Source organism: Pseudomonas sp. 02C 26 (assembly GCF_002843585.1).
Lineage (GTDB): Bacteria > Pseudomonadota > Gammaproteobacteria > Pseudomonadales > Pseudomonadaceae > Aquipseudomonas > Aquipseudomonas shirazensis.
This window is the reverse complement of the sequence record NZ_CP025262.1, coordinates 2696765-2716815: the sequence shown is the minus strand read 5'-3', so window position 1 is coordinate 2716815 and position 20051 is coordinate 2696765. Positions and strand designations below refer to the sequence as shown.

Genomic DNA, 20051 nt, shown 5'->3' with positions numbered 1-20051 from the left:
GGTGTCCTTATCGAGGCTGGCAGGAGAGGGGCGCTTGCAGGGCGTCTGCCAGCGGGCGTTTGAGCTCGCTTGCTTCGGCAACGGCCTGCGTCCATGCGGCCGACTCAGCCAGCGCATCGCCGTTGAGGGTCATCATGGTCACGTAGCTGATCAGGTCCTGCTGGCGGCTCAGGCCAGCTTTGCGAGCTGCACTCAAATGCGCGCGAGCAATGCCTAGGCGAATGGCGTGGCATTGGCCGGTCATGCCCGCAGCTGCCATCGCTGTGCCGATGGCGTCGGCCAAGGTGTATTCCAGCGGGTCGCCGGTCAGCGCCTGCCAGCACGCGGAGTCCAGCTCGAAGGCGTTGCCTTGGCTGATCGGCGCGCGATCCTCTCCCTCGAGGCATACCCAGCGCTCGCGACCTGGGTCAGGTACCGGTAGCCATATTTTATGGATAGGCGCGAGCCACTCGCGTACCGCCGGCAAGTCGCGCCGTGCATGCAGAGCCTGGAGACTGCGTGCGATGTGCCAACGCAGCAGGTAGCTATTGCCATCAGGCGCGACCGTGCGATTGGCCTGGCTCAGGTGCACGAGCAGTTCTGGCGGCGGCATCGCACTGACGATCCACGCGCAGATGCCCTCTTTGCCGTAGTGTTCGACATCCCAGTAGTTGCCCCACTGACCGTCCAGGCCATAGTCGGGCGCTGGAGTGATCAACCGTGGTCCAAGCGCCTGCAGGTTGGCGAATTCGGGCTGCTGAAGTAATGGCAGCGCGTATTCCTTGATACGGCGCAGCAGTTCGCTGCGATCTCGCTCGCTCAAGCGGCTTATCTCGACGATGCCAGTCAGGCGGTAACGCGGGTTGCGCAGTACTTCGACGATCTCGTTTCCAAGATTGGTGGCCGTTGTGGTCATGCGTTGACCCCTTCGAGGCGGACAACACTGCGCCCCTCTTGAATCGCTTTGAGCAGGCAACTCACGCAGACAGGCTCACCCGGCTCAGGCTTGCCGCTGATGCTGAAGGCGTAGGAACTCCCCTCAGGTGCTTGACCGATAGGGCCTTTGAAATTTATCGCGACACCGTCGAGGGTTATCCCGGAAGCATCCAGGCGTAACGTGCCGCCCGGCGATCTGATCGAGAAGCTGCCAGCGACCTCGATCTCGAAGTCCTGGGTCTGGTAGCGAATCGCTTGGCCGGCTTTCAGGTCGACGTGGCCAGCGATCTGTTGTTCGAGGTGCCCGCCGATATCGACGGTGTGGTTGGCAGTTGTGCTGTCGCGGCGGTGGTTGCCGACCTGCTCGATGCGGTCCTGAGCGATAGTGATGCTGTGGTGGCGGCCGATTTCGAGGACGTCATCGCGACCAGTTTGATGCTGACGATCCTGGCCAATCGAAACCTTTTCATCATTGCCGATCGACTCTGTGCGGTCATGGCCGACGCTGAGGGTTTCGTCACGCTCGACTTGCTCGGCGCGATCATTGCCGACTTTGGTGGTTTCGTTGTGCCGGACCACGTTGTTCTGGTCTTTCTGGGCGTGAATGAACACCTCTTGCCGGTCCAGCTCATCCTCGAAGCGCAGCTCATTGAAGCCTTGCCCTTTGTGGGTCTGGCTTTTGATGGTCATACGGGTCTTGTGCTGCGGCAAATCATAGGGCGGCAGCTGGTTGGCGCAGTAGGTGCGGCCGGTAATCAGTGGCTGATCGGGATCGGCATTGACGTATTGAACGATCACTTCCTGGCCGACTCGCGGTATGGCCATCGATCCCCAACTGCCACCAGCCCAGCCCTGGGCAACGCGGATCCAGCACGAGCTGAACTGGTTGTCCTTGCTTTCTCGGTCCCAGGGAAAGCTGACCTTGACCCGCCCCCACTGGTCGCAATAAATCTCTTCCTCGGGCGGCCCGACCACCGTCGCCATGTGCGGCCCGTCAATGCGCGGCCTGGCCAACAAAGCGGGCTTCCAGTCGATGCGGCCCGGTATCAGCTCAGCATGCTGGACATAGTGTGTGCCCTGATCGGCATCCGCCGCCTCTTCCTGCAGACTGGTGAACTGGCTGCCGACGTGACGCACGCTGATCACCCGCCAGTGGGCGTTGAGGTCCTCACGGGGATGATTGATCAGATTGAAGCTCAGCCCAGGTTGCAGACGAACATCGTCGCCTTCGACTTCAGCCAGGCGCACCGCGTGGCGGCGTGCGGTCAGCCGCGTCTGGGTGAACGGCTTGCCAACCACATCGAGGTTGTAGCGGCCGGGATAGTCGAAGCGTTCGTACTTGTTGCAGGGCAGCTTCCACTGGCTGGCAACCACCCCGTGTTGTTGGCGGTAGGCTGGCCGCAGGAAGGTATAGTCGCGCTGCTGCTGGTGGGTGGTTGCCACCTGCTCGCAATAGCGAAGCCTGCGCAGGCAAGGGCCGGCGGGATCGCCGCCACTGTTGGAGTGATACAGCACGCTGAGCGGGTCGGCGGTGCCATCCTCGGCATAGCTGCGTAGATCGTCTGCGGGCTTGATGACGCTTCTGTTGATCTGCCCGAGGCTCATCACCCGGTCGGTCACGCGCAGGGTGTGGGCAGTAGCGCTGTGGTCAAAGCTGTAGATGTAGCCTTCTTCTGCAGCCAGACGTGCAATGAAGTCGAGGTCGGTTTCGCCGGCTTGCACGCAAAACTCGCGGACCTGGTGGTCGCACGTGGTGCTGAATTCGATCTGGGTCAGGCCTTGGCGCTTGAACATGACCTCGAGGATCTGCGCTGCGCTCTGCTGCTGGAAGATTCGCCAGTTGGAGCGCAGGCGTGCGCGTGCCAGTTGTGGTTCGATGACAGCTTGATAGCGGGTGCGATAGAAACCACTTTCGCCCTGGCTAAGGCTGCTGATCAAACCGTGCACGTAGCGTACTGGCTGCTGGTCGCGGCAAATGGTGAACAGCGCTGGCTTGTCAATCAGCTCGGCGAAATCGACTTCAGCTCGGTAGCTGATCAGCTCCAGCGTGAGCTTGAAAGGCGTGCTGAGGGTTTCTTCGAGGGTGAACGACACCACTTCGAACGGCGTGCGGCTGGCCAGAGGCTCGAAGCGGAAGCTCAGGTCGGATTGGCTGGGCATGGGACGTCCTTTTCAGCGTCTGCAAGCGTCGCCGGTAGGGCCGATGAGTTGCCGACGGGGCTGGGGCGGGGCCGCTGTTTTCACGGCTTTGATTGCCTGCCAACCATACCGGGGTAGGGCTTTTGAGGGACCTATCCGGCTTCTGAGAAGGGCGTAGGAAAATTCGCTATCGAGGGTGAAAGGCTACCCGGCTGGCTACCTAGGCCCGACGCGTCGGCAGCAACGCCAACGCAACCCCACCGAGCACCACCAGCGAAGTCAGGCCCAAGCGCCAGGTCAGTGGCTCGCCGAGCAACAACACCCCACCAAGCGCTGCCAGCACCGGCACACTCAACTGCATGGTCGCCGCCTGCTGCGAGCTGATGCACCTGACCACGCTATACCAGAGGCTGTAACCGGCACCGGAGGCCAGCACGCCGGATCCGAGCGCATACAGCACGCCTTCGCCGCTCCAGTGCAGCGATGCGCCGCTCAGCGCCATTGCCACAACAGCGCCAAGCACCAGCGGCAAGCTGCGCAGGAAGTTGCCTGCAGTTGCCGCCAGCGGGTCGGCTGACCCTTTGCCCAGCAGTGAATACGCGCCCCATGCAATGCCTGCGGTAAGCATGACCAACGCGCTGGCAAGCGGCGGTGCGTCGGTGCCGGGTAACAGCAATGCAAGCAGTCCGGCGAAGGCAATCAACATCCCTAGCAGCACCTTGCGCTGCAGCAGTTCGCCTCGACACATGCCGAAAGCGTACATGCTGATCTGTACTGCCCCGAACAGAATCAGCGCGCCGGTGCCTGCACCCAGTTGCAGGTAGGCGAGCGAGAACAGCCAGGCATAGGCGAACAGGGCCAGTCCTCCGGCCCAGCTGCCTGCCGGATTGCGAGGCCGCCGAGTGCAGTACACCAATGCGGCGAGCACTAGCGCGCCACTGCCGAGCCGGATCGCCGTGAAGGCGGTGGCATCAATGGCGCCGTCGCGCAGGCCCAGACGGCAGAATACCGAGTTGGCGGCAAACGCCAGCAAACTCAGAAGAATGGGCAGCAGCAGCGATCGGTGGGTTACCGGCACGCTGAACGTGGTCTTGTCGTGCATAAGCAACAGTGGCCTGAACGGCTTGGCGAGCAAGCCTGCGTCGGGTGGTCGTGGACGTAGTCTTGCCGGGCTTGGGCTGGACCGCAACGGTACTTTCGAGATGTATTGCTTCGTCAGGTGCACGAATCATCTGTGCCAGGCCTGATTGCTCGACGGCAGATGGCTATCTAAGCTGCAACGGCATTCCATCAACCAAGGAAATTGGCCATGTCCGCACGAATCGTTCTGATCGACACCGGCACCACCGATGTACTGCAACTGGAGACTGTGCAACCGCAGCAGCCGGGGCCGGGTCAGGTCTGGCTTGAACAGACGGCCATCGGCGTCAACCCGCTCGACCTGCTGCAACGCAAAGGTGCTGCGCCGCTGGTGCTGCCAAGTGGCTTGGGGCTGGAGGGTGCAGGGCGGGTAACGGCTGTGGGCGAGGGCGTTGCCTCATTGCAGGTTGGCGATCGGGTTGCCTATGCCACCGGCCCGATTGGCAGCTACGCCAGTGGCCGCTTGTACCCGGCCGAGCGTCTGGTCAAGTTGCCGGCCTCGGTCAGTGATGAACAGGCCGCCGCAGTGTTGTTCAAGGGCATCACCGCACAGTACTTGATCAAGACTACCTATTCAGTAGGTCCCGGCACTCAGATGCTGGTCTACGGTGCTGGTGGCGCGGTGGGCCAGTTGCTGGTGGCGTGGGCCAGGCACTTGGGGGCGACGGTGATTGGTGTTGTGTCCCGGCCTGAAAGTGTCGGTCGCGCACAAGAGGCAGGCTGCGCGCACGTGCTGGTATTTGATGCGGCGACCTTGGCCGCCCAAGTCAAGGAACTGACTGCGGGGCAGGGCGTGGACGTGGTGTATGACAGCATCGGTAAAGTGTCGCTGCAGGCCTCACTGGACAGTCTGCGAACGCGCGGGCTGCTGGTGTCGTTCGGGGCGACCTCGGGTGCCCCTGCGCCCATCGAGGTGAGCACGCTCAATGCCAAGGGCTCGCTGTACCTGACACGGCCATCGCTGGCCGCCCATACCCAGACTGCCGAGGAATATCAGCAGCGCGCGGCAGACGTGCTGGAGGCTGTCAGCCAAGGTATCATCCTGCCGCGTATCTGGCGCCGCTACCCGCTGGCTGATGTTGCCCAGGCTCATACGGACCTGGAGCAGGGCCGTTCCGAGGGGGCGCTGATACTGATCCCTTGACCTTGTTTGAGAGCCTGCCCATGGACGCCTTCGACAGCCGCCGCGCGGATGAACTGGCAAGCTTGCTGGCCTTGCACGAGCAAGGTTCATTCGCCGCTGCCGGGCGCCAGCTCGACCGCCACCCGTCGGTGCTGTCGCGGCGTTTGAGTGCGCTCGAACAGCGCCTGGGAATTCGTCTGGTTGAACGCACTACCCGCCAGTTGCGTTTCACCGATGAGGGCGAGCGACTGGTGCAGCGGCTGCGCCAAGCCAGCCGCTTGATCGATGAAGCCGAGCAGGAAGCGGCCGAGGGCGCTGCGACCGTCCGGGGGCGTCTACGCCTGGCGCTGCCGGCGGCGATGGGCAGGCGCTGGCTGAGTGGGCTGCTGGCCGACTTCGTCCTGGCGCATCCGCAGGTAACGATGGAGGTCGAGTACTCAGACCGTTTTGTCGATCTGGTGGCTGAAGGTTTTGACGCGGCAATCCGTATCGGTGAGCTGGCGGACAGCCGGTTGGTGGCAAAAAAGCTCTGCGATCATCTGCGCATTCTGTGCGCATCGCCGGAGTACCTGGCCAAACATCCCACGCTTCAAGTCCCTGCTGACCTGGCCGAGCATAACTGCATGGGTTTCAGTGGCTTGCGCTCGTTTCCTGAATGGAATCTAACGGCCGGCGCGCGGCATGTAAGCGTCAAGGTCTCAGGTTCACTGCGCAGCAATGACAATGAAGCCTTGCTGGAGGCTGCCCGCCGGGGTGTCGGCATTATCGCTGGCGGCGACTGGTTGATGATCGAAGACCTGGCCGCCGGCAGGCTGGTACGCGTGCTGCCAGACTGGCAACTGGATGTTACGGCCGGAATCTACCTGGTACGGCCCTCGGCGCGATTGCACACTGCAGCCGTCGGCGCACTCAAGGACTGGCTGCAGCGCTCATTCCATTCAGGGCCACCATGGCAAATCAAGGCCTAGAATATTTATCAGGAAGTTCTTATAAGTTACTGATTTATGGCGTTATCGCTTGGCGATAGCGTGTTGCACGCATTGGTCATAATAGGTTTTCTTGATGGCCGCAGGCTTGAGTCGGGAGCGGCTGTTGTAGGTCTGTTCCGTGATCCCGAAGGCGGTCATGCGCATCCACGGTTTGGGGAACTTGCGCGCCTGCAGGCGCTTGCGCGTGGCGTACACGTTGACCCCGGAAAGCTTGGCTTGCTGCGCCTCAGCGGCAATCTGCGACCCCCAGCTACACACGTTGCGATCGTTCTGGCTCAAGGCTTTGGCCTGGGCTGTGATAGCGAAGGTCGCCAGCAGGCAGCCGGCCATGGTTGCTAGAAATACCCGCATGATGCTGTCCTAAGCTTCTGAAGGAAAACGAAGTTTGCCTTCGCTTTCGAGGTTTGGGGGCCAGCAATTTGCCGCCATCCAGCACGGACGCCGAGGTACGAAACAGGCAGTGCCAAAGTATCAATAAAAACCCGCAGTCTGCGTATGTGATCGTACAACTGCTTGCGCTATCATGGTGCCTGTCTCTCAAGGTGAACTACAGGGCATGACAGAGCAGCAGGTACAGGCAAGGACCCGGCGCAAGCCGCGCAGTCTGGCCCAGGAATTGGTCACGGTGCTGACCGAACGCATCCGCAGTGGTCAGCTCAAGCGCGGCGACAAGCTGCCGACCGAGTCACAGATCATGGCTGAGGAAGGCGTCAGCCGCACCGTAGTGCGTGAGGCTATCTCGCGGCTGCAGGCTGCCGGGCAGGTCGAGACCCGTCACGGTATCGGCACGTTCGTGCTCGAGGCCTCACCTGGCAGTGGCTTTCGCATCGATCCCGCCACCGTGGTCACCCTGCGTGAAGTGCTCGCGGTGCTGGAGCTACGCATCGCTCTGGAGATCGAGTCTGCCGGGCTGGCGGCGCAGCGCCGTACCGACGAGCAGTTGAGCGGGATGCGTGCGGCCCTGGATGAGATCAACGAAGGCGCTGCGCACGCGTCCGATGCGGTATCGGCAGACTTCCAGTTCCACCTGCGGATCGCCCAGGCCAGCGGCAATCATTATTTCGCCGACATCATCAATCACCTCGGCACCAGCATCATCCCGCGCACGCGGCTCAATTCGGCGCGTATTGCCCAGGATGACCAGGCGCATTACATGAGCCGTCTGCGCCACGAGCACGAAGCGATCTACGAGGCGATTGTGCGGGGCGATAGCGAAGGGGCGAAGATGGCGATGCGCATGCATCTGTCCAATAGCCGTGAGCGGCTGCGCCAGGCGCATGAGGCGGCAGAGGCGCAAGGGGTGTAGATTTCTGGGGCCGCGCAGCGGCCCCAAAAAGCTTAAAGCGAGCCGTCACTCCACTGCCCATTCACCAACCGACGCAACCCCAGCGGATTGCCATCCTTGAGCGCCTCAGGCAGCAACGCCTGCGGGTAGTTCTGGTAGCACACCGGCCGCAGGAAGCGATCGATCGCCAATGTCCCCACCGAGGTCCCGCGCGCATCCGAAGTTGCCGGATATGGCCCGCCGTGGACCATCGCATCGCAGACCTCAACGCCAGTCGGATAGCCGTTGACCAGGATCCGGCCAACTTTCTCTTCCAGCAGCGGGACCAGCCAGGCATACGCCTCGAAGTCTTCTGCCTCGCCGATCAGGGTTGCGGTCAACTGGCCACGCAGGCCTTGCAGGGCTGCGCGCAGTTGCTCGTTGTCCTGCACCTCGACCGCCACGGTGGCCGGGCCAAACACCTCTTTCTGCAGCAGTGGATCGGCATTGACCAGCAGGCTGGCGTCCGCTTTGAACAGCTGCGCACGCGCCTGTGAGCCTTCCTGCGCCTGACCCGCCAGGTGCTCGATGCCGGCATGCGCCTGTAGATGCTCAAGGCCGCTGACATAGCTGCGCAGGCCGCCGGCATTGAGCATGGTTTGCCCGGCCTGAGCGTCCAGCGCCTCGCCAACATTGGCCAGCAGAGTGCTGAACTCAGCAGAACGCAGGCCAATGAGCATGCCTGGGTTGGTGCAGAACTGCCCCGCGCCCATGCACACCGAGCCTGCCAGCTCGCGGGCGATGGCTTCGCCACGCTTGGCCAGCGCGCCCGGCAGGACGATCACTGGGTTGATGCTCGACATCTCGGCAAATACCGGGATTGGCTGCGCACGTTCTGCGGCCATGCGGCACAGTGCGTCGCCGCCTTTGAGCGAGCCGGTGAAGCCAACCGCCTGGATCGCCGGATGCTTGACCAGCCACTCACCCACGCCGCCACCGAAGACCATGTTGAACACGCCTTTGGGCATGCCGGTGCGCTCGGCGGCGCGGGTGATCGCGCAACCGACCAGGTCGGCCGTGGCCATGTGGCCGCTATGCGCCTTGAACACCACCGGGCAGCCTGCGGCCAATGCTGCTGCGGTGTCGCCGCCAGCGGTGGAGAAGGCCAGCGGGAAGTTGCTTGCGCCAAACACCGCGACCGGGCCGACACCAATACGCATCTGGCGTAGATCGACCCGCGGCAAGGGTTGACGATCAGGCAGGGCCAGATCGATGCGCGCACCGAGGTAGTCGCCACGGCGCAGCACCTGTGCAAACAGGCGCATCTGGCCGCTGGTGCGGCCGCGCTCACCCTGGATCCGGGCAGCGGGCAGGGCGGTCTCGCGGCAGACAATGGCGACAAAGGCGTCGTCCAGTTCGTCCAGCTCGGCGGCAATGGCATCGAGGAACTCGGCGCGACGGGCAGGTGCCAGCTGGCGGAATTCAACGAATGCTGCGGCGGCAGCGCGGGCGGCCTGGTCCACTTCGGTTTCGGTGGCCTGCACGAAGCTGTAGGGCAGCGCTTCGCCAGTAGTGGCGTCCAGGCTTTGCAGGCGTTGGTTGCCAGCTGCGCTGCGCTGGCCGTTGATGAAGTTGTGGCCAAGAATCTCAGGCATGTCTTGCTCCTGTTGAAGTACACAATGGATAGGACAGATCCCTCTGCGGCCCACGCTGCAAGCGCAGCGGCAGAGGGCAAAGCGATCAGGTGATTGGTGCCGGGTTGAACAGGGTGATGTCGTTGTGCAGGCGGTGCTGTTCGGCCCAGGTCTGCTTGCGGCCGCTGGCCACGTCCAGGTAGAAATGGAACAGCTCCCAGCCCAACTCTTCGATGCTCGAGCGGCCGGTGGCGATGCGCCCGGCGTCGATGTCGATCAGGTCTGGCCAGCGCTGGGCCAGCTCGGTACGGGTACACACCTTGACCACCGGCGCCATGGCCAGCCCGTACGGCGTACCGCGGCCGGTGGTGAACACGTGCAGGTTCATCCCCGCCGCCAGTTGCAGGGTGCCGCAGACAAAATCGCTGGCAGGGGTTGCGCAGAAGATCAGGCCCTTGCGCTCGACCCGTTCACCCGGGCCAACCACCCCTTGAATGGCGCCGCTGCCGGACTTGACGATCGAGCCCAGCGACTTCTCGACGATATTCGACAGGCCACCTTTCTTGTTGCCCGGGGTTGTATTGGCGCTGCGGTCGGCCGCGCCTTGCTCCAGGTAACGGTCGTACCAGTCCATCTCGCGCACCAGTGCATCGGCTACGGCCGGTGTTTGCGCGCGGGAAGTAAGCATGTAGATGGCATCGCGGACTTCGGTTACTTCCGAGAACAGCACGGTGGCACCGGCGCGCACCAGCAGGTCGGCGGCAAAACCCAGCGCGGGGTTGGCGGTGATACCGGAGAAGGCATCGCTGCCGCCGCATTGCATGCCCAGGATCAGCTCTGCGGCCGGCACGGTCTCGCGGCGGCGCTGGTCGAGCTTGATCAGACGCGCTTCGGCCAGCGCCATGATCTGTTCGATCATTTCGACAAAACCGAGGCTGGCGTCCTGCAGGCGGTACAGCCATGGGTCGCTGAGGTCTACCGAGGGGTCGTTTTCATGCATGACTTGGCCGGCCTGCAGTTTCTCGCAGCCCAGGCTGATAACCAGGGCTTCGCCGCCAAGGTTCGGGTTACGCGCCAGGTTGCGCACGGTGCGGATCGGGATGTAGGCATCACGGGCATTGATTGCCACGCCGCAGCCATAGCTGTGGGTCAGTGCCACCACATCATCGACATTGGGGTATTTGGGCAGCAACTCGCTGCGGATGCGTTTGACCGCATGGTCGAGCACGCCGGTCACGCATTGCACGGTGGTGGTGATGCCAAGAATATTACGCGTACCGACGGTGCCATCGGCGTTGCGGAACCCTTCAAAGGTAAAACCCTCCAGCGGCGGCAGAGGGGCAGGGACGGCGTCACAGCGCGGCAGGCTGTCGAGTTCGGGGGCAGCGGGCATCGCCAGCTGGCTTTCCTGCACCCAGCTGCCTTTGCGCAGCGGTTCCAAGGCATAGCCGATGATCTGCCCGTAGCGCCGCACCGGTTCGCCCTGAGCGATATCCAGCGTGGCAACCTTGTGGCTTTGTGGTACTGCTTCAACCAGGGTCAGGCCGTCGGCAAAGCGGGCGCCTTCGCCCAAACCACCGTCGTTGACCACCACCACTACGTTGTCATCCTCGTGCAGGCGCACGTAGCGGGGCGAGTCGGAAGTTTCGATCAGCTGCATGTTCAGGCCCTTCTTGTAGTTATCTCAGGCTTTGTTCGAGACGCCTGCACCCGCTTCAGCAGGTGCAGGCGCAATCACTCAGTGGCGCGAGCTGGCCAGTTCGCTGCTGGCCGGCTGAGCCGGTTCATCGTTGGGCACGTCACGCAGCTCGATACGTTTGATCGGGCCGACGATCACCAGGTAGCTCAGCACTGCGATCAGGGCGTTGGCACCGACATACACCAGTGCCCACTTGAACGAGCCAGTAGCGCTGATGATGTAACCGATGATGATCGGCGTGGTGATCGAGGCGATGTTGCCGAAGGTGTTGAACATGCCGCCGGACAGCCCGGCGATCTGCTTGGGCGAGGTGTCCGATACCACCGCCCAGCCCAGTGCACCAAGGCCTTTGCCGAAGAACGCCAGGGCCATGATCGCCACCACCATCCATTCGGCGTCGACGTAGTTGCAGATGACCATGCTGGTAGAGAGCAACAGGCCGACCACGATCGGCGCCTTGCGGGCGAAGGTCAGTGAATGACCACGACGCAGCAGACCATCAGACAATACGCCACCCAATACACCGCCGACGAAGCCGCAGATCGCTGGCAACGAGGCGATGATGCCCGCCTTGAGGATCGACATGCCGCGTTCCTGCACCAGATACACCGGGAACCAGGTCAGGAAGAAGTAGGTGATGCCGTTGATGCAGTACTGGCCAAGATAGATACCGACCATCATGCGACTGCTCAGCAGTTGCTTGATGTAGGCCCACTTCGGCCCGCTGGCGCCGGCTGCCCTGGGTTTATCCATGTCGACCAGGCCGCCGTTGCGCTCGATATGGTCGAGTTCTTCGGCACTGATCATCGGGTGTTCTTTAGGGTTGTAGATCAGCTTCATCCAGGCCGCCGAGAAGGCGATACCCAGTACGCCCATGACCACGAATACGTGTTCCCAGCCCCAGGCGTGGACGATCCAGCCCATCAGCGGTGCGAACAGGACCGTGGCGAAGTACTGCGCCGAGTTGAAGATGGCCGATGCGGTGCCGCGTTCAGCAGTCGGGAACCAGGCCGCCACGATGCGGGCGTTACCGGGGAACGACGGCGCCTCGGCAAAACCGACCATGAAGCGCAGCATGAACAGGGCGATGATCGCGTTGGCCACCGGTAGGTAACCGACAAAGCCCTGCAGCACAGTGAACAGCGACCAGGTAAAGATACTGAAGGCGTAAACCTTCTTTGAACCGAAGCGGTCGAGCAGCCAGCCGCCGGGGATTTGCCCGAGCACGTAGGCCCAGCCGAAGGCCGAGAAGATGTAACCGAGGGTGACCGCGTCTATCCCTAAATCTTTCTGCAGACTGGAGCCGGCGATCGAAATGGTCGCTCGGTCTGCATAGTTGATCGTGGTCACGACGAAGAGCATGAACAAGATCAGATAACGTACATGCGTTTTTTTCGTCGCTTGCATGAAGGTGTACTCCCACTAGTTATTTTTGTGCGGGGATCGATAAGACCGGAGCGGGCGTGGCCTCGCTCCGGTTGCGGCATTGGCAGGCCGCGGAGTCGCTTATTGCGGGCCCATCTTGTCCATCAGGGCGGCGAGCATTTCATACTCTTCGCCGGTCAGGTCGGTCAGTGGCGAACGCACTGGGCCTGCGTCGTAACCGGCGATCTTGGCGCCGGCCTTGACGATGCTGACGGCATAGCCGGCTTTGCGGTTACGGATGTCCAGGTACGGCAGGAAGAAGTCATCGATCAGCTTGCCGACGGTGGCGTGATCTTCGCGAGCGATCGCATGGTAGAAGTCCATCGCGGTCTTGGGCACGAAGTTGAACACCGCCGAAGAGTACACCGGCACACCCAGCGCCTTGTAGGCAGCTGCATACACTTCAGCGGTCGGCAGGCCGCCGAGGTAGCTGAAGCGATCGCCCAGGCGGCGGCGGATCGACACCATCAGCTCGATATCGCCCAGGCCATCCTTGTAACCGATCAGGTTCGGGCAATGCTCGGCCAAGCGCTCGAGCAGCGGCGCGGTCAGGCGGCAGACGTTACGGTTGTAGACCACTACACCGATCTTGACCGACTTGCACACGGCTTCAACGTGGTCGGCTACACCGTCCTGGCTGGCTTCGGTCAGGTAGTGCGGCAGCAGCAACAGACCTTTGGCACCCAGACGTTCGGCTTCCTGGGCGTACTCGATGGCCTGGCGAGTAGAACCACCGACGCCGGCCAGAATTGGTACCGAATGCTCGCACGTATCGACTGCAGTCTTGATCACCTGGCTGTACTCGCTGGCGGCCAGGGAGAAGAACTCACCGGTGCCGCCGGCGGCGAACAGCGCAGTCGCGCCATACGGGGCAAGCCATTCCAGACGCTTGATGTAGCCCGCCTGATTGAAGTCGCCCTGGGCATTGAAGTCGGTTACCGGGAACGACAGCAGACCGTGGGAGAGGATGGACTGCAGCTCTAGTGGATTCATTGTTATTGGTTTCCTGTGGCGCTTTTGGGGTGGTGAATCAATCTGAGAGGTAAGTTATCGTACAACCTAAGAAATGACTAGTCCCTTGCCACAGATTTTTTCTCGTATTCGCTTTCCGCACAAATGCGGCAGATACTCGCAGGGGGATAGGTGTGGGTCAGGGCGCGGGATGGAGGGAAATAATAAAGCAGCCGTTAGTCATCATATCTCTGCACGGATGGCAGAAAAAAGGATCGCGGGGACAGGCACACGCCCGCCCCGCGCTGCCACGGTAGGTGTTCTGGGACCAGCAGAGGGTGACCGGGGAAGCGGGGGCGGCATTGCGCCGCCCCGCGATCAAACTAACGAAGCAGGGACTCAGGCAGCCTGGTTGCGCTTGCTGGCCTGAGACTTGCGGACCTGAGCACGGCAAGCATCGCCAAACGCCTCGAAAATCTTGATCGAGTCAGGGTTTTTCGCCGCTTGCCACTCGGGGTGCCACTGCACAGCGAACAGGAAGGGCGAGATGCTCGGGCCGTGGATGGCTTCGACCAAACCGTCTTCAGCCTGGGCGATCGGCTCAAGGCCGTCACCCAGTTTGCGCAGGCCTTGACCATGCAACGAGTTGACCCGGATCTGGTCAGTGCCCAAGGCATCCCGCAGCCAGCTGCCTGGCTTGATGGTGACGCTGTGCACGGCCTGGTATTGCACTTCAACCGGATCCTCGGGGTTTTCCCGGTGATCGTTGAAGCCCGGCTCGGCGTACACCTTCTGGTAGATATCGCCGCCCAGTGCGACGTTGATTTCCTGCATGCCGCGGCAGATGCCGAAGATCGGCAGGCCACGGGCCAGAGCCAGTTTGACCAGCGGGATGTCGAACAGATCGCGGTTCTTGTCCTGGCCTTTGCCTGGCGTCTCGTTCTCCTGGCCGTACAGGGCCGGGTCGATGTTGCTGCCAGCGCCGGTCAGATAGACGCCGTCGGCCATATCCAGATAACGCTCGAGGTCATCGGTGCCGCAGCAGGTCGGAACCAGCACAGGCAGGCAGTCGGCGAAGTCGACCAGGGGGGTAATGTATTTGTGGGTCATGACCTGATAGTCATGGCCTTTACGCTCTTGGCTGCCCATGGTCATCAGGACGACGGGTTTGCGCAGGGAAGTTTGCTTGTTGCCAATGTTGCTGTTGGACATATGTCACCTTGGGACAGGTGCTTCCTGTCGATATTGTGCAGGCGCACGGCCTGGGCCTTGTGTGCGGCCTGGAGCCCCGAGCACTGCCGGCTCGCTGAAGGAGACGATGCCGGTCGGGGCTTGTCTCTAGCTTGCCAGAGCCGTTCGATATGTCAAACGAGGCGTGAGCGCTTTGGCGCCGGTTTCAGGGCGCTTGAGGGAAGCGGAGCCTTGGCTGGCAAGGGTTTGGCAGGGGTTTTGGTAAATATAATTAACGACGCAGTTGGATCATTGCAGCGCTGCAATGATCCAGCCCTTGCACTGCGGCTTATCAGTGCAGAATCTGCTTGAGAAATGCCTGGGCCCTGGCAGTTTTGGGTTGGCCAAAAAACGTCTGTGGCGGGCTGTCTTCGATGATCTGGCCACCCTCAAGAAACAGCACACGCTCTGCCACCTGGCGGGCAAAGCCCATTTCATGGGTGACGCAGAGCATGGTCATGCCGGTGCCGGCGAGCTTCACCAGCACATCCAGGACCTCGGCGACCATCTCCGGATCGAGCGCCGAGGTTGGCTCATCGAACAGCATGATCCGCGGCTTCATGCACAGGGCGCGGGCAATCGCCACGCGCTGCTGCTGGCCGCCGGAGAGCTGGCTGGGGTATTTGTCGGCCTGACTGGCGATGCCGACCTTGCTCAGGTACATCCGTGCCCGCTCTTCGGCGTCCTTGCGCGACAGCCCGCGCACGCTGGTTGGGGCCAGCAGGCAGTTGTCGAGCACGCTCATGTGCGGGAACAAATTGAAGTGCTGGAACACCATGCCGATTTCGCTGCGCACCTGAGCGGCCTGACGCGAGGGCTTGGCCAGGTCGATGCCGTCGACATGAACGCTGCCTTGCTCGGCGATCTCCAAGCGGTTGATGCAGCGGATCAAGGTCGATTTGCCCGAACCGGAGGGTCCGCAGAGGACGATACGCTCACCCTCGCGGACCTGCAGGTTGATATCGCGCAGCACGTGGAAGGCGCCGTAGTGTTTGTTCAAGCCTTTTATGTCGATCAGCACTGGGCGGCTATCGGCTTCAGGGGCAAGGCTGGCAAGGTTCAAAGGTGCGGTCATGTTGTTGTTCTCCCGCTGGTTTAGTCAAAGCGTGCTGCGCGGTAAGGCGCTGGGTCGGTGAACGGCTGCTCGCCGGTCATCATCTCGGCGAGCAGACGGCCGGTCACCGGGCCCAGGGTCAGGCCGTGATGGGCGTGGCCAAAGTTGAACCACAGGCCCTTGTGCCGCGGTGCGGGGCCGATTATCGGGCGCATGTCCGGCAGGCAGGGACGCAGGCCCAGCCAGGGCTGCTCATCCAGGCGTTCGCCGAGCGCGGGGAATAGCCGACGAGCCAGGGCTTCGCAACGCTGCAACTGGATCTCGTTGGCCGGGGCGTCGCTGGCCGCAAACTCGATGCCGGTAGTCAGGCGGATGCCCTGCGCCATCGGCGCCAGCACATAACCACCCTGGGTGTCGCAGATCGAATGCTGCAGTTGCGCGTCGCCGCGGGTGCCATAGTGCATGTGATAGCCGCGCTTAATGCCCAGCGGGAACCGATAGCCCAGCGGGCCGAACAGCTCGGCCGATTGCGGCCCCAGGCAGACCACCACCTCGTCGGCCGTGACCGCGCCACGCTGGCTCTGCACCTGCCACTGACCGTCAAGCTGGCGCAGGCTGCGCGCATCACCATAGAGGAACTGCCCGCCGCGTTCGACGAACAGCGCGGCATAGCCGCGGGTCAGGCCGCCAGGGTTGCGCACGGTCTTCGGGTCGAGCCAGTGAATGCCGCCTACCACGCCGCCGTCCAGTTGCTGCTCGCGGGCCTGCAGTTGGTCACGTTCGAGGATTTCGTACTGCAGGCCATAGCGCGCCAGGTTTTTTACGTCCTCCTTGGCCTGAACGAACAGCCTCGGGTCGCGAAACACTTCGATCCAGCCTTTGGCCTGGACCAGTTCGCTCAGCCCGGCAGCGTCAATCAGCGCGTCGTGTTCCTCGACGCTACGCTGCACCAGCGGCAGCATATCGGCGGCGGCGCCGGCCAGCCGGCCGGGTGCTGACTGGCGCCAGTAACGCAGCAGCCAGGGCGCCGCCTTGGGCAGGTGCAACAGGCTGTAGCGCACATCCGGCTGACGGTTCAGGCCATAGCGCAGCAGTGCGCCGACGTTGCGCGGGAAGGCATAGGGGATGACGCTGGAGCGTTCGATCAGGCCGGCGTTGCCATGGCTGGTGCCGCTGCCTGGCTGGTCACGGTCGATCAGAACGACCTGGCGGCCGCGCGCTTGCAACTGCAGCGCGGTGCTGACACCGACGATCCCGGCGCCCAGAACAATGGTTTGGCAATGCATGGAGCGTATCCTTGGGTCAGTTCAGGTGGCGGCCGAGGCGGCCTTCCAGGTATTTCAGGGTGCGCCGGACGATTTCCACGATCAGCAGGTAGAGCACGGCGGCCCACAGGTAGATCTGGAAGTCGAAGCTGCGCGAGAACGCCAGCTTGGTCACGCCCATCAGGTCGTAGATGGTGACCAGCGAGGCAATCGCGCTGGCCTTGATCATCAGGATCAGCTCATTGCCCAGCGGGCCGATGGCGACCAGCAGCGATTGCGGCATGACCACCTTGAAGAACGTGGTCGAGCGCTTGAGGTTGAGCGCGCGGGCGGCCTCGAATTGGCCTGGGGCGATTGCCAGCAGGCTGCCGCGGAAGATCTCGGCCTGATAGGCGGCCGTGTTCAGGGTGAATGCCAGCAGCGCGCAGTACCAGGCCTCACGGAAGAACCACCACAGCCCGACGTCCTGCCAAAAGCTCTTGAACGAGCCAAGGCCGTAATACAGCAGAAACAGCTGCGCGAGTAGTGGTGAACCGCGGAAGAAGTAGATATAGCCAGCCGCCATGCGATTGAGCACGGTCTTGTTGGAGATCCGCGCCAGCGCCAGTAGCAGGCCAAGCACGGCGCCGAGGGTGAACGAAATCGCCACCAGCTTGGCAGTCACCAGCAGACCATCGATGAAGCGCGGCCCATAGCGCTGCAACAGGTCGGGGTCGACCACCAGCGCCAGTAATTGTTCGAAGCTCATGCCCGCGCTCCTTGCAGGTGGCGGCTATAGCGCCGTTCGATGAAGGCAAACACGCGCCCGGACAACGCCGAGAACAGCAGATAGCCCAGGCAGGCGACGCCATAGAAGAACATCGGCTCCTTGGTCACGCTGACGGCGAGGTTGGTCTGGCGCATCAGGTCGACCAGCGAGATAGTCGAGACCAACGACGTGTCCTTTAGCAGCGACAGCCAGTTGTTGGACAGGCCGGGCAGGGCGATCCGGGTCAGTTGCGGCAGTACCACCTTGAAAAAACCGGTGCGTTTGCTCAGCCCCAGGGCCGAGCAGGCTTCGAGCTGGCCCTTGGGCAGGGTCTTGAACGCCGCCAGCCAGATTTCGCTGGAGAACGCAGCAAACACCAGGCTGAAGGCGATCATGGCCGCCAGGAAGGTATTGATCAGCACCTCACCTTCATAGCCCATCGCCGCCAGCAGCTTTTGCGCTGCGATCTGGCAGCCGTAATAAATGATCAGCAGCGTGAGCAGTTCAGGCAGGCCGCGAAACACCGTAGAAAAGGTGGTAGCCCAGGCCCGCGGCAGGCGCTTGCGTGAGCGCGCGGCCATTGCCACCAGCAGTCCCAGCGGTAAGCCGATCGGCAGGCAGGCCAGCGCCAGTGACACCGTGACCAGCGCGCCGGCCAGCAACGCCGGGCCCCAACCACCGCTGGCAAAAGACAACAAAGACAATTGATCGAGCATGGGTGTTTCCCCAGCCAGGTGAACTAGGCGGCGCGCAAGGCAGGGCGCCCACGGCGCGAAGCCTGCCTTGCGCTGACCGATCAGTTATAGATGTCGAAGGCGAAGTACTTGCTGGCGATCTTCTGATAGGTGCCGTTGGCGACAATCTCGCTCAGCGCCTTGTTCAGCCGCTCGCGCAGTTGCTGATCGTCCTTGCGTACGGCAATTGCCGCATTGGCCTTGGTCTGGTTGACGTCACCGAGCACCTTGCAGCAGTCCTTGCCGTTTTTCTGCTGCCAGTCGAGCAGCGGAAACTTGTCGGCGATGACTCCGTCCAGGCGGCCGGCAGCCAGGTCGGCATTGGCCTCATCCATGGTCGGGTAGAGCTTGACGTTGGCGCCCGCCGGGCCATACACGTCCTCGGCATAGATAGCCTGGGTCGAGGACGACTGGGCGCCGACCGTGTAGCCCTTGAAGTCGGTCTGGGCATCGGTGATCGGGCTGTCCTTGGCGACCGCCACGGACAGTGGTGTGCGGTAGTAGTGGTCGGTGAAGGCGATCTTCTTGCGCCGTTCTTCGGTGTCGATCATCGAGGCGACTACGGCATCGTACTTTTTCGCCATCAGTGCCGGAATGATGCCTTCCCAGTCTTGCGCCACCAGCGTGCACTCGACTTTCATCTGCCCGCACAGGGCGTGGGTGATGTCGATGTCAAAGCCATGCAGCTTGTTATCGGCATCGACATAGTTGAAGGGCGGATAAGCGCCCTCTGTGGCGAAACGCAGGGTCTCGGCGCTGGCCGCACTCGCCAGCAGCAGGGCACACGCACCCACCATAGCCATGGTCTTGTTCATCTCGCACCTCTGGGTTGCACTCTTGCTATTGTTGTTTGTCCGCGGGCCACGAGGTGTAGCCGACGAACTCGTTATGTAGAGCGGCAGTCGCTTCCAAGCGTTTTTCAACATCCGGCCCGAGCTTCTTGCAGACCTCGTTGACCATCAGGTGCACCCACGACAGCATCGCCGAGGTGGATTCCCAGAACAGATTGAATTCGGTGGGGATGCGGAACACCTCATCGGCGTTGGCATCGGCCCAGTCACAGAAGGTGTCGGTCACCAGCGTGACCGGGATGCCTGCCTGGCGTGCCTTCTGGCACAGCAGCAGGGCATGGCGCGAATAGCGGCGGGCCTCGAACACCACCAGCGCGCAGTGTTCGGGGCGGGTCAGCAGCACGTCGCCAAAGTGCCCGGCGCTGCCATCCACAGCCTGTACGCCATCGCGCAGGTAGTGCAGCAAATGGGTCATGCACTGGGCGACGCCGCGTTCGGTCTGAAACCCTGCGACAAATACCCGTGGCCGCTGCGCCAGGCGCTGAGCAACCCGGTGCCAGGCCTCGCTACGGCTGTATTCATGGACGCGCACCAGTGCGGCGATTTCCAGCTCCAGGCTGCCGGCGCTCTGGCTGTCGTCGTGCTGCTGGCGGTATTCCTGCAAGCGGTCACCGACCAGCCACGGCCCGTCGCCGAGGTCGTTCTGCAGGTCCTGCTTGAGCGCCTTGAGGTGGGCGTAGCCGAGCGAGCGGCAGAAGCGGCCTACGCTGGATTCGCTCACTCCGAGCTTTTCCGCGATGCTGGCGGAGGTCTGGAACGGCACTTCATGCAGGTTGCCGAGCATGTAGCTGGCGATCGTGCGGCCTGAGGCAGCTGCGCCGTGCAGGCTGTTCTCCAGGCGTTGCTTGATCGATTGGCTCATGTCGGACTCCGGTCGGGTAGGGCGTGGA

General features: G+C 62.5%; 18 protein-coding genes. 3 read left to right on the top strand and 15 right to left on the bottom strand.

The window, feature by feature from the left end; genetic code table 11:
* Positions 1-7: 7 nt before the first annotated feature.
* The 3 genes from CXQ80_RS12215 to CXQ80_RS12205 form a co-directional block, all read right to left on the bottom strand.
* Positions 8-895, bottom strand: a complete 888-nt coding sequence (locus tag CXQ80_RS12215) for a DUF4123 domain-containing protein (RefSeq protein WP_101319769.1) — start codon at positions 893-895, stop codon at positions 8-10.
* Positions 892-3075: a type VI secretion system Vgr family protein gene (locus tag CXQ80_RS12210; protein WP_101319766.1), complete on the bottom strand. Its 2184-nt coding sequence runs from the start codon at positions 3073-3075 to the stop codon at positions 892-894. Before CXQ80_RS12210 ends, CXQ80_RS12215 begins: the two co-directional genes overlap by 4 nt.
* A gap of 199 nt (positions 3076-3274) precedes the next feature.
* Positions 3275-4156: a DMT family transporter gene (locus CXQ80_RS12205; RefSeq protein WP_101319764.1), complete on the bottom strand. Its 882-nt coding sequence runs from the start codon at positions 4154-4156 to the stop codon at positions 3275-3277.
* A gap of 207 nt (positions 4157-4363) precedes the next feature.
* Here CXQ80_RS12205 and CXQ80_RS12200 point away from each other — a divergent pair, with 207 nt between their 5' ends.
* Positions 4364-5338 carry a quinone oxidoreductase gene (locus CXQ80_RS12200; protein ID WP_101319761.1) on the top strand — a complete coding sequence of 325 codons (975 nt, stop codon included), beginning with the start codon at positions 4364-4366 and terminating at the stop codon, positions 5336-5338.
* Positions 5339-5358: 20 nt separating this feature from the next.
* Entirely contained in the window at positions 5359-6285 is a 927-nt protein-coding gene (locus CXQ80_RS12195) for a LysR family transcriptional regulator (RefSeq protein ID WP_101319759.1), read from the top strand.
* 42 nt (positions 6286-6327) lie between these two features.
* Here CXQ80_RS12195 and CXQ80_RS12190 read toward each other — a convergent pair whose 3' ends face one another.
* On the bottom strand, positions 6328-6657 hold the full coding sequence (locus CXQ80_RS12190; RefSeq protein WP_101319757.1) for a hypothetical protein: 330 nt from the start codon (positions 6655-6657) through the stop codon (positions 6328-6330).
* 205 nt (positions 6658-6862) lie between these two features.
* Between CXQ80_RS12190 and CXQ80_RS12185 the strand changes: the two genes are divergently transcribed.
* The gene (locus tag CXQ80_RS12185) at positions 6863-7612 is read left to right on the top strand and encodes a FadR/GntR family transcriptional regulator (protein WP_101319755.1); all 750 of its coding nucleotides are present in this window, start codon (positions 6863-6865) and stop codon (positions 7610-7612) included.
* A 32-nt stretch (positions 7613-7644) separates the two neighbouring features.
* Here CXQ80_RS12185 and CXQ80_RS12180 read toward each other — a convergent pair whose 3' ends face one another.
* The 11 genes from CXQ80_RS12180 to CXQ80_RS12130 all read right to left on the bottom strand — a co-directional run bounded on the left by CXQ80_RS12180 (position 7645) and on the right by CXQ80_RS12130 (position 20023).
* Complete coding sequence (locus CXQ80_RS12180; RefSeq protein ID WP_101319753.1) at positions 7645-9225, bottom strand: aldehyde dehydrogenase (NADP(+)); 1581 nt, start codon at positions 9223-9225, stop codon at positions 7645-7647.
* An 85-nt stretch (positions 9226-9310) separates the two neighbouring features.
* Positions 9311-10864, bottom strand: coding sequence for a galactarate dehydratase (gene garD, locus CXQ80_RS12175; RefSeq protein ID WP_101319751.1), 1554 nt, complete (start codon positions 10862-10864; stop codon positions 9311-9313).
* Between the two features lie 78 nt (positions 10865-10942).
* A complete protein-coding gene (locus CXQ80_RS12170) occupies positions 10943-12310 on the bottom strand; it encodes an MFS transporter (RefSeq protein ID WP_101319748.1) in 1368 nt (455 codons plus the stop codon).
* 99 nt (positions 12311-12409) lie between these two features.
* Positions 12410-13321 (bottom strand): 5-dehydro-4-deoxyglucarate dehydratase, encoded by a 912-nt coding sequence (gene kdgD, locus CXQ80_RS12165; RefSeq protein ID WP_101319746.1) that lies wholly within the window; start codon positions 13319-13321, stop codon positions 12410-12412.
* Between the two features lie 357 nt (positions 13322-13678).
* Positions 13679-14491 carry a gamma-glutamyl-gamma-aminobutyrate hydrolase family protein gene (locus CXQ80_RS12160; protein WP_101319744.1) on the bottom strand — a complete coding sequence of 271 codons (813 nt, stop codon included), beginning with the start codon at positions 14489-14491 and terminating at the stop codon, positions 13679-13681.
* A gap of 310 nt (positions 14492-14801) precedes the next feature.
* Entirely contained in the window at positions 14802-15584 is a 783-nt protein-coding gene (locus CXQ80_RS12155) for an amino acid ABC transporter ATP-binding protein (protein WP_101319742.1), read from the bottom strand.
* Between the two features lie 20 nt (positions 15585-15604).
* Positions 15605-16849 (bottom strand): FAD-binding oxidoreductase, encoded by a 1245-nt coding sequence (locus CXQ80_RS12150; protein ID WP_101319740.1) that lies wholly within the window; start codon positions 16847-16849, stop codon positions 15605-15607.
* A gap of 16 nt (positions 16850-16865) precedes the next feature.
* Complete coding sequence (locus tag CXQ80_RS12145) at positions 16866-17576, bottom strand: ABC transporter permease (RefSeq protein ID WP_101319738.1); 711 nt, start codon at positions 17574-17576, stop codon at positions 16866-16868.
* Complete coding sequence (locus CXQ80_RS12140; RefSeq protein WP_101319736.1) at positions 17573-18292, bottom strand: ABC transporter permease; 720 nt, start codon at positions 18290-18292, stop codon at positions 17573-17575. The genes CXQ80_RS12145 and CXQ80_RS12140 overlap by 4 nt, the downstream gene beginning before the upstream one ends.
* Before the next feature lie 80 nt (positions 18293-18372).
* The gene (locus tag CXQ80_RS12135) at positions 18373-19125 is read right to left on the bottom strand and encodes a transporter substrate-binding domain-containing protein (protein ID WP_101319734.1); all 753 of its coding nucleotides are present in this window, start codon (positions 19123-19125) and stop codon (positions 18373-18375) included.
* Positions 19126-19150: 25 nt separating this feature from the next.
* Positions 19151-20023 (bottom strand): MurR/RpiR family transcriptional regulator, encoded by an 873-nt coding sequence (locus CXQ80_RS12130; protein WP_101319732.1) that lies wholly within the window; start codon positions 20021-20023, stop codon positions 19151-19153.
* Positions 20024-20051 lie beyond the last annotated feature (28 nt).

What these genes read in the sequence shown, in the direction of transcription:
- CXQ80_RS12155 (WP_101319742.1), bottom strand. Translation starts at nt 15,584, where the DNA reads ATGACCGCACCTTTGAACCTTGCCAGCCTTGCCCCTGAAGCCGATAGC.
- CXQ80_RS12205 (WP_101319764.1), bottom strand. Translation starts at nt 4,156, where the DNA reads ATGCACGACAAGACCACGTTCAGCGTGCCGGTAACCCACCGATCGCTG.
- CXQ80_RS12160 (WP_101319744.1), bottom strand. Translation starts at nt 14,491, where the DNA reads ATGTCCAACAGCAACATTGGCAACAAGCAAACTTCCCTGCGCAAACCC.
- CXQ80_RS12145 (WP_101319738.1), bottom strand. Translation starts at nt 17,576, where the DNA reads ATGAGCTTCGAACAATTACTGGCGCTGGTGGTCGACCCCGACCTGTTG.
- kdgD (WP_101319746.1), bottom strand. Translation starts at nt 13,321, where the DNA reads ATGAATCCACTAGAGCTGCAGTCCATCCTCTCCCACGGTCTGCTGTCG.
- CXQ80_RS12215 (WP_101319769.1), bottom strand. Translation starts at nt 895, where the DNA reads ATGACCACAACGGCCACCAATCTTGGAAACGAGATCGTCGAAGTACTG.
- garD (WP_101319751.1), bottom strand. Translation starts at nt 10,864, where the DNA reads ATGCAGCTGATCGAAACTTCCGACTCGCCCCGCTACGTGCGCCTGCAC.
- CXQ80_RS12135 (WP_101319734.1), bottom strand. Translation starts at nt 19,125, where the DNA reads ATGAACAAGACCATGGCTATGGTGGGTGCGTGTGCCCTGCTGCTGGCG.
- CXQ80_RS12195 (WP_101319759.1), top strand. Translation starts at nt 5,359, where the DNA reads ATGGACGCCTTCGACAGCCGCCGCGCGGATGAACTGGCAAGCTTGCTG.
- CXQ80_RS12150 (WP_101319740.1), bottom strand. Translation starts at nt 16,849, where the DNA reads ATGCATTGCCAAACCATTGTTCTGGGCGCCGGGATCGTCGGTGTCAGC.
- CXQ80_RS12185 (WP_101319755.1), top strand. Translation starts at nt 6,863, where the DNA reads ATGACAGAGCAGCAGGTACAGGCAAGGACCCGGCGCAAGCCGCGCAGT.
- CXQ80_RS12210 (WP_101319766.1), bottom strand. Translation starts at nt 3,075, where the DNA reads ATGCCCAGCCAATCCGACCTGAGCTTCCGCTTCGAGCCTCTGGCCAGC.
- CXQ80_RS12190 (WP_101319757.1), bottom strand. Translation starts at nt 6,657, where the DNA reads ATGCGGGTATTTCTAGCAACCATGGCCGGCTGCCTGCTGGCGACCTTC.
- CXQ80_RS12200 (WP_101319761.1), top strand. Translation starts at nt 4,364, where the DNA reads ATGTCCGCACGAATCGTTCTGATCGACACCGGCACCACCGATGTACTG.
- CXQ80_RS12130 (WP_101319732.1), bottom strand. Translation starts at nt 20,023, where the DNA reads ATGAGCCAATCGATCAAGCAACGCCTGGAGAACAGCCTGCACGGCGCA.
- CXQ80_RS12170 (WP_101319748.1), bottom strand. Translation starts at nt 12,310, where the DNA reads ATGCAAGCGACGAAAAAAACGCATGTACGTTATCTGATCTTGTTCATG.
- CXQ80_RS12140 (WP_101319736.1), bottom strand. Translation starts at nt 18,292, where the DNA reads ATGCTCGATCAATTGTCTTTGTTGTCTTTTGCCAGCGGTGGTTGGGGC.
- CXQ80_RS12180 (WP_101319753.1), bottom strand. Translation starts at nt 9,225, where the DNA reads ATGCCTGAGATTCTTGGCCACAACTTCATCAACGGCCAGCGCAGCGCA.